This window comes from Mesorhizobium sp. M7A.F.Ca.CA.001.10.2.1 (assembly GCF_003998575.1).
Taxonomy (GTDB): domain Bacteria; phylum Pseudomonadota; class Alphaproteobacteria; order Rhizobiales; family Rhizobiaceae; genus Mesorhizobium.
The window spans coordinates 1-2,572 of the sequence record NZ_RZQY01000774.1 but is presented as its reverse complement, the minus strand read 5'-3'; the positions used below and the strand labels follow the sequence as shown (position 1 = coordinate 2,572).

Sequence of the window (2,572 nt, the reverse complement as noted above, 5' to 3'; positions counted from 1 at the left end):
CCATCACCCAGATGGACCCGCTGCAGGTCAACTTCAATCTTCCCGAGAGTAACCTGGCCCTGCTGCACAAGGCGCTCGCCAACCCGCAGCAGGGCGCGGTGACACTGACCAAGGATGGTGACCCGACGCCGATCGGCAAGGGTACGCTCGATTTCGTCGACTCCAGCGTCGACACCGCGTCGGGCACGATTGCCACGCGGGCAAGCATTCCCAATGCCGATCTTTCGCTATGGCCCGGCCAGTATGTGAATGTCGTGCTCGACGCCGGCATCATGCCGCAGATGACATCGGTTCCCACGGTCGCGGTGCAGCCAAGCCAGAAGGGGCCGTTCGTCTATGTCGTCAAGCCGGACAACACGGTCGAGATGCGGCCGGTGCAGGTGGCGCTGACCGAAGGCGAGAACAGCGCCGTCAGCCAGGGGCTGAAAAGCGGCGAGAAAGTTGTCACTGAGGGCCAGACGAGGCTGAAGGACGGCGCCGCGGTGCATGAGGGCAAGGCCACGGCCGATGCCGCGCCGAAGGTGGCCGAGGCGAGCAAAGCCGGCGAGGCGGCCCAATGATCTCCGAATTCTGCATACGCAGGCCTGTCGCCACCCTTCTGATGTCGTTCGCCCTCGTGCTGGGCGGACTGTTCGCCTACAAGTTCCTGCCGGTGGCGGCACTGCCCAGCGCCGAATTCCCGGTGGTCAACGTCTCGGCTTCGCTGCCCGGCGCCTCGCCGGAAACCATGGCGACGTCGGTGGCGACCCCGCTGATCAAGCAGTTCGCAACCATCGCCGGTATCGATTCGATCTCGACCACGAACTCGCTTGGCCAGACCTCGATCGCCATCCAGTTCGTGCTCAACCGCGACATCGACGCGGCAGCAGCCGACGTGCAGGCGGCGATCGCGCGCACGCAGAAATCATTGCCGCCGCAGATGACGGCGCCGCCGAGCTATCGCAAGGTCAATCCGGCCGACGCGCCGATCCTTTTGATGTCGCTGGTCAGCGACACGGTTCCGCTGACCGATCTCGATGCTTTCGCGGAAAATGTCATCTCGCCGTCGCTGTCGACCATAGACGGCGTGGCGCAGGTCTCGATCTTCGGCCAACAGAAATACGCGGTGCGCATCCAGATCGACCCGACCGCGCTTGCCGCGCGCGGCATCTCGATCGATCAGCTGCAGGCGGCGGTCGCCTCGGCCAACAGCAACACGCCGCTCGGCGTGCTGCAGAACGACAAGCAGCAGCTTACCATCACCGCCAACACGCAGCTGACTGACGCCGCCGGCTTCTCCAACATCATCATCGCCACCAAAAACGGTCACCCCGTGCGGTTGGGCGAGGTGACCCGTGTGGTCGATTCGGTGCAGACGACGACGACGGCGAGCTGGTATGACGGTACGCGCGCGATCATCATGGCGGTGCAGCGCCAACCCGACGCCAACACCGTCGACGTCGTCGACAAGGTCAAGGCCATGCTGCCGTCCTTCAAGGACCAGATGCCGGCCGCCGCCGACATCAAGCTGCTTAACGACCGCTCCAGTTCGATCCGTCAGGCCGTCGATGATGTCCAGTTCACGCTGCTGTTGACCATCGCGCTGGTGGTCATGGTGATCTTCGTGTTCCTGCGCCGGGTGACGGCGACCATCATCCCGGCCGTGGCGGTGCCGATTTCGCTGATCGCCACGCTCGGCGCGATGTTCCTGTTCGGCTTTTCCATCGACAACATATCGCTGATGGGCCTGACGCTGGCGGTCGGCCTCGTCGTCGACGACGCCATCGTGATGCTTGAAAACATCTTCCGCCATATGGAGGAGGACGGGCTGTCGGCCTTCGACGCATCGCTGAAGGGCGCGCGCGAAATCGGCTTTACCATCATCTCGATCTCGATTTCGCTGGTCGCGGTGTTCATCCCGGTGCTGCTGATGGGTGGCGTCATCGGGCGCATCTTCAACGAGTTCGCCGTCGTGGTGACGGTCGCCATCCTGGCGTCGATGTTCGTGTCGCTGACGCTGACGCCGATGCTGTGCTCGCGGCTGCTGTCGGTGACCAAAGCCGACCGCGACAAGCATGGCCCCGGCCACAAGCCGGACCTCGTCACCCGCGGCTACGACAAGGTCTTGAGCTTCTGCCTGCGGCACACCTTCCTGGTGTTCCTCGTCTTCGTCGGCACCGCGGCAGCGTCGGTGTGGCTGATCCAGACTTCGCCGAAGGGTTTCTTCCCGCAGGAGGACATCGGCCAGATATCGGTGACCACCATCGCACGCCAGGACATCTCTTTCGACGCCATGTCCAGGCTGCAAGGACAGGTCGCCAGCGTCTTCTCGCATTCGCCCTATGTCGACCATGTGGCGTGGTCGGCGGGCAGCGGCAACAATGCGCTCAACCAGGGGCAGCTTTTCGTCCAGCTTAAGGGCAAGGACCAGCGCCCCGATATCGAGAAGGTGCTTTCGGACCTGCGCAAGCAACTGGCCGGCGTGGCGGGCATCGAGACCTACATGCAGCCGGTGCAGAATTTGAGGCTGGGCTCGCGGTCGTCGGCCAGCGCCTACCAGCTCGTGGTTCAGGGCCTTGATACCGGCCTGACC

The 2,572-nt window shown here is 63.8% G+C and carries 2 protein-coding genes; both read left to right on the top strand.

Features of this window, described 5'->3' with window-relative positions; translation table 11 throughout:
* On the top strand, positions 1–560 hold a 560-nt coding region (locus EN964_RS31490), incomplete at its 5' end, for an efflux RND transporter periplasmic adaptor subunit (RefSeq protein ID WP_127277200.1).
* Positions 557–2,572: efflux RND transporter permease subunit (locus EN964_RS31485; protein WP_164776142.1), on the top strand; the 2,016-nt coding region annotated here is incomplete at its 3' end. The genes EN964_RS31490 and EN964_RS31485, both read left to right, overlap by 4 nt.